General features: G+C 72.5%; 5 protein-coding genes and 1 pseudogene. 1 reads left to right on the plus strand and 5 read right to left on the minus strand.

What is annotated here, in order from left to right:
* Window positions 1-168: 168 nt before the first annotated feature.
* On the minus strand, window positions 169-2,088 hold the full coding sequence (locus H0U68_RS06750; protein WP_296353907.1) for a PAS domain-containing protein: 1,920 nt from the start codon (window positions 2,086-2,088) through the stop codon (window positions 169-171).
* A 201-nt stretch (window positions 2,089-2,289) separates the two neighbouring features.
* On the opposite strand from H0U68_RS06750, the pseudogene H0U68_RS06755 reads away from it, so the two are divergent.
* Window positions 2,290-2,460, plus strand: a pseudogene (locus H0U68_RS06755) (putative inorganic carbon transporter subunit DabA); the annotation flags it as partial.
* Window positions 2,461-2,502: 42 nt separating this feature from the next.
* On the opposite strand, the gene ypfH reads toward H0U68_RS06755, so the two are convergent.
* The 4 genes from ypfH to H0U68_RS06775 all read right to left on the minus strand — a co-directional run.
* Complete coding sequence (ypfH, locus tag H0U68_RS06760) at window positions 2,503-3,150, minus strand: esterase (protein ID WP_296353909.1); 648 nt, start codon at window positions 3,148-3,150, stop codon at window positions 2,503-2,505.
* Window positions 3,147-3,971, minus strand: a complete 825-nt coding sequence (locus tag H0U68_RS06765) for a class III extradiol ring-cleavage dioxygenase (protein WP_296353911.1) — start codon at window positions 3,969-3,971, stop codon at window positions 3,147-3,149. Before H0U68_RS06765 ends, ypfH begins: the two co-directional genes overlap by 4 nt.
* A gap of 136 nt (window positions 3,972-4,107) precedes the next feature.
* On the minus strand, window positions 4,108-4,833 hold the full coding sequence (locus H0U68_RS06770; protein ID WP_296353913.1) for a hypothetical protein: 726 nt from the start codon (window positions 4,831-4,833) through the stop codon (window positions 4,108-4,110).
* Window positions 4,830-5,217, minus strand: a 388-nt coding sequence (locus H0U68_RS06775) for a LysR substrate-binding domain-containing protein (RefSeq protein WP_296353915.1), incomplete at its 5' end; no start/stop codon positions are given. The genes H0U68_RS06770 and H0U68_RS06775, both read right to left, overlap by 4 nt.

Below are 5,217 nucleotides of genomic sequence, written 5' to 3' on the forward strand. Positions count from 1 at the left end.
CTGGCCAACCTGTACATGGTTCGGGGTGCTTTGAAGGCATAGGTGCGCCCGCAGCGGCGCTCATAGGCCGCCAGCACCTGCGGGGGGCCTCTGCACGCACCTCATCAGGCCTAGATTCGCCGTCGAATCCGCACAAGCATCTGCAATCGACGCTTGTTCAGAATCTCCTTAGGCGCCTGGAGGCTCGCCGGCCGCCTCCACCACCGGCAGCCGCACCACGAACAGGCTGCCCTGGCCGGCGCCGCCGCTGTGCGCCTGGATCGCGCCGCCGTGCATCTCGACCAGTTTCTTCACCAGCCACAGGCCGATGCCCAGGCCGCCCTGCGCGTTGTGGATGGTGTCGTGGCCCTGCGCGAACAGCTCGAACACGTTCGGCAGCACGTCCGCGCCGATGCCCTGGCCGTTGTCGCGCACCTCGATCACCACCTGGTCGTGCCCGGCCACCGCCCGCAGGTCGATGCGGCCGCCGCGCGGCGTGTACTTGGCCGCGTTGCTGATCAGGTTGCCGACCACCTGCGCCAGCCGCGTCAGGTCGCCCTGCAGCCACACGGGCGCCTGCGGCAACTCGACCTCCAGCACGTGGCCGGCCACCTCCACCAGCCCGCGGCTGGTCTCCAGCGCATGCTCCACCACCGCCTGCAGCGTCAGCGGCGCGATGCGCAGCTCCAGCCGGCCGCGGCTGACGCGCGCCACGTCCAGCAGGTCGTCGATCAGCCGCACCATGTGCGTGAGCTGGCGCTCCATCACGCCGCGCGCGCGGGCCGCCGGCGGCGGCAGCTCGCCGCAGCGCTTGATGATCTCCAGCCCCGTGCGGATCGGCGCCAGCGGATTGCGCAGCTCGTGCGCCAGCATGGCCAGGAATTCGTTCTTGCGCCGGTCGGCCTCGACCACGTCGCTGATGTCGGTGGACATGCCGCACACGCCATAGATCTGCCCGGCCTCGTCGTACAGCGGGAACTTGCTGGAGCGATAGGTGACGGCCTGGCCGTGCACCGTCGCGCGCTCCTGCACCAGCAGCGGCTCGCCGCTGCCGGTCACGGCCAGGTCGTTGGCGCGCAGCACGGCCGCGGCATCGGCGCCGAACAGCTCGGTATCGGTGATGCCCTGCGCCTGCTCGGGCTTGAGGCCATGCAGCGCGCGCCAGGCCTGGTTGGACAGGAAGTAGCGGCCCTGCAGGTCCTTGGCGTAGACCAGCGCGCCGGCGCCTTCGATCACCGACTCGGCCAGGCGCTGCGCCGTGCGCAGCTTGCGCTCGGCGGTCTTCTCGGCGGTGACGTCGCGCGCGGCGCAGATGCCCAGGTCCGGCTGCAGCCGGCCAGCCACCACGGTGAAAATCACCTGCAGCCGGACGTGCAGCCAGCGCACCGTGCCGCTGGGCAGGAGTCCGCGCACGTCGATCGCCAGGTGGCCGGTGCCGTTGGGGTCGGTGGCCTGCGCGATGCCGCGCAGGTAGCGCTCGCGGTCGTCCGGATGAATGCGGTCGAAGATCACCTGGCGCGGCACCGTGACGGCCGTGTCGGCGATCTCCAGCAGCTGCGCGAGCTCGGCCGACACGCTGTTCTGGTTGGTGCGGTAGTCGATCTCCGCCATCACCAGCCCGGCCGCCTCGATGCCCATCTGCAGCTTGAGCCGGCCGGCCTCGAGCGCACGGTGCGCCTGCTTGCGCTCGGTGATGTCGGTAACCCAGGCGCCCACCGCCTCGACGCCGCCGCCGCCGCCGCCGCCGCGCACCGGAAAGAAGCCGCACAGCCAGTGGCGCAGCTGGCCGGGTGCGCGCGGCGTCTCGCCGCTCACCTCGATGTCGCGCAGCGTCTCGCCGGTGGCGTGGACCTGCGCGATCACCCGCATCACCTCGTCGCCAAGCCCGGGCACGACTTCGTGCACGAGGCGGCCGGCATGCGCCTCGGCCGGCAGGCCGTTGATGCGCGCCAACTCCGCGTTCACGCGGCGGTAGCGGCCGTCGCGGTCGAACAGCGCCAGCCCGACCGGAGCCGCCGCGAAGATGGATTCGAATTCGGCGCTCAGCGCAACGCCGCCGGTCCGGGCGGATTCCGCGTTCTGTACAGCACTCGGTGCCACGGTGGTCATCGCTGGGGCATCTTACAAGCTGGCCTGGCGGCCGGACGGCGGAGAAACCCATCCATAAGGGCACTCAGGCCACGCCGGCCAGCGACTGCGCCTCGGGGCGCTGCAGCAGCGCCTTCAACTGCGGCGGCTCGAAGCGGCGCTGCATGGTGAGGGCATAGAAACTCTCGTAGAGGTTCGGCGCCTCGCCGCGGCAGCGGCAACAAGGTCCTGCACAACGTGGTGGGCGGGCGCATCGGCGTGTTCGAGGGCAACGGCGGCGACCTGCGCATCGACCTGCCGTGGCAGTCGGTGCACCTGTTCTGCATGGAGCCGGAACGCGGCGAGGTGCTGCGCCGCAGTGTCGACGGGTGGCGGGCCGAAGCCGGCATCTGAACGCGAACGGCGTGGCGGCCATCCGCCACGGCCGCGCCGCTCTCAGGCGGCGTCGAGATGGGACAGCACCAGATCCACCACACGCCCGTCGACGCCGTGGCCCAGCCCCGGCAGCACGTCCAGCGTGGTGTCCGCCGCGCCGAGCTGCCGCAGCGCCCCAACCGCCTGCACGCTCTGCTGCGCGGGAATCACCGGGTCCACCGCGCCGTGGATCAGGTGCAGCGCCACGCCGGCGGGCGCACAGCGCACCGGCTGCGCGAAGCGGCCGGCAATGGCGACGACGCGGCGCGCGAGCGGCTGCGGCAGCTCGGCCTGCGTCGATTCCAGCGCCATGATCGCGCCCTGCGAAAAGCCGATCAGCGTGGTGCGTGCGGCATCCACGCCGCTCTCGGCCTGCCAATGCGCCACCGCGCCGGCGAAGGCGGGCATGGCAGCGGCAACACGCGCAGGCCGGTCCTGCTCGGTCACGCCGAGCACGGAGAACCATTGCCGGCCCGCGCCCATGCCGAACGGGAACGGCGCGCCGATGCTCGCCACGAAGGCATGCGGCCGCGCCTGCGCGACGCGCTGCGCCAGCGGCACCAGGTCGTCGGCCGAGGCGCCGACGCCGTGGAACAGCAGCACCAGCTCGTCCAGCGCGGTGGCGGGCCGCTGCACCACGATGGAAGAACGCTCCGCGCCATCGTTCATGCGACCTCCTGCTGCACCGGTGCCGGCTCCAGCACCAGCTCCCGGCCGAACACATACGACTCCATCGCCAGCATGCCGTGCACGATGCCGCCGTCCAGCACGGTGGCCGGCAGCAGCGCGCGCGCCGCGCCCAGCGCCACCAGCAGCGGCAGGAAATGCTCGGTGGTGGGGTGCGCGCGCGCCGCATGCGGGGCGCGCTCCAGCGCCTGCGCGAGCCGTTCGCCGTCGCCGGCCTGCACGGCCTGGCGGATCCAATTGGTGAACTCGCGCGCATAGGCGGCGGGCACCGCGGTGCCGGCGCGGAACTCATACAGGTTGTGCGTGAGGCTGCCGGAGCCGACCACCAGCACGTCCTCATCGGCCAGCGGCGCGAGCGCGCGGCCCAGCCGCACGGCGCCCACGGCGTCCAGCGTGGCGGGCATGGAGACCTGCACCACCGGCACGTCGGCCTCCGGGTACAGGTGCATCAGCGGCACCCAGGCGCCGTGGTCGAAGCCCTGTTGTTCGTTCAGCGCCGCGTCCCACCCGGCGGCCTGCAGCAGCTGCGCGGCGCGCCGCGCCAGCGCCGGGTCGCCCGGCGCGGGGTAGTACATGGCATAGAGCGCGCGGTCGAAGCCGCCGAAGTCGTGCACGGTGCGTGGCTGCGCCGCCGCCGAGACCTCGACGCCGCGCGTCATCCAGTGCGGCGACACGACCACCACGGCGCGCGGCTTGGGCAGCGCGCGGCCGAGCAGGCCCAGCTGCGCGCCGGCGCGCCCCGGCTCCAGCGCGAAGGTGGGCGCGCCGTGCGAGATGAAAAGAGTGGGCAGCGTGGTTTCCATGGTGTCGTCCTCAAAAGACGACTGTAGGCGCTCGGCCGCGCCGGAGAAAGGGGCGCTGGCGGGATGCACTGTCTCGCGCACGGGGCCAATCGGCCGGAAAAGTTGGCACTTGCGCCCCGGGCGACTGGGCGGACTCTCAGCCGTACCATGCGTGGAAGCACGCGATGGGCGACGACGCCACCAGCGCCTGCAGCGCAAACACGCGCCACGGCGCCTGCACCGCCATCGCATCGAGCCGCGCCAGCAACGCGTCGCGCACGTCCGGCTTGACCTGCTGGTCATGGTCCAGCACCTGGCCCCAGGTGGAACTGCCGCTCAGGTGCAGCGGAAATGACGGCAGCGCGGCCGAGGCGCCGTACCCGGGCGGGAACAAGCGCTTGTAGGCATCAAGGTTGTAGAGCCAGGAGACGCCCAGCACGGTGACCGCTTCCGGATGGTGGGCGCGCACATGGGCGAACAGCGCGCGCAGCTCGGCGAGCCGCTCGTGCATGCGCAGACGTGCGAGCGGGCCAGCGCGTGGGTCGCGCGGCTGCGGCTCCATGAAGTGGATGCGCAGCACGCCCTCGCGCGCATGCACCTCGTAGCTGAAACAGCCGAACGCCTTGGCGAGAGTGGGGGTGGGCCCGCGCGCCGCATGCGTTTCGCAAGCCTGCCGCAGCACCTGCGCGTGGTCCGCGCCCTCGGCAATGCCGTGCAGAAACGCCTCCCAGTGCGCCGCGCGCCCGGCATCCATCCAGCCGAAGCGCCTGCGCAGATTGGTGCAGGTGTCGACGGCCGCGCGCAGCGGCACGCGCGCGATCCGCGCGTAGTGCGCTGCGAAGCGCAGCTGGAGATCGAAGTAGCTCTCGGGCGATGCCGTCATTCGACCGGCGCCGCCTGCGCCAGCAGCCAGCCGCGGAACTGCCGCATGGCCGCCGACACCGGGCGCGACTGCAGGCGCGTGAGCCAGTAGCGCCCGGCGCCTACCTCGGCGGTGAAGGGCTGCACCAGCCGCTGCTCGCGCAGCTCGGCGCCGAACAGCCGCACCGGCAGCAGCGCGACACCGGCACCCTGCATCGCCGCGGCGGCCAGCACCAGCGACGAATCGAACACCGGGCCGCGCAGCAGCGGCGCCGTGCCCGCGCCGGCCGCGGCGAACCAGCGGCTCCATTCGTCGCTGCGGTAAGAGCGCAGCAGCGGCAGCCGTGCCAGGTCGGCCGGCGCGCGCAGCTGGCGCGCCAGCGCGGGCGTGCAGGCCGGCGACAGC

Origin of the sequence: Ramlibacter sp., from assembly GCF_013697775.1 — a bacterium.
Lineage (GTDB): Bacteria > Pseudomonadota > Gammaproteobacteria > Burkholderiales > Burkholderiaceae_C > Ramlibacter.

Coding starts and splice junctions, on each gene's coding strand:
- H0U68_RS06750 (WP_296353907.1), bottom strand. CDS start 2,088: ATGACCACCGTGGCACCGAGTGCTGTACAGAACGCGGAATCCGCCCGG.
- ypfH (WP_296353909.1), bottom strand. CDS start 3,150: ATGAACGATGGCGCGGAGCGTTCTTCCATCGTGGTGCAGCGGCCCGCC.
- H0U68_RS06765 (WP_296353911.1), bottom strand. CDS start 3,971: ATGGAAACCACGCTGCCCACTCTTTTCATCTCGCACGGCGCGCCCACC.
- H0U68_RS06770 (WP_296353913.1), bottom strand. CDS start 4,833: ATGACGGCATCGCCCGAGAGCTACTTCGATCTCCAGCTGCGCTTCGCA.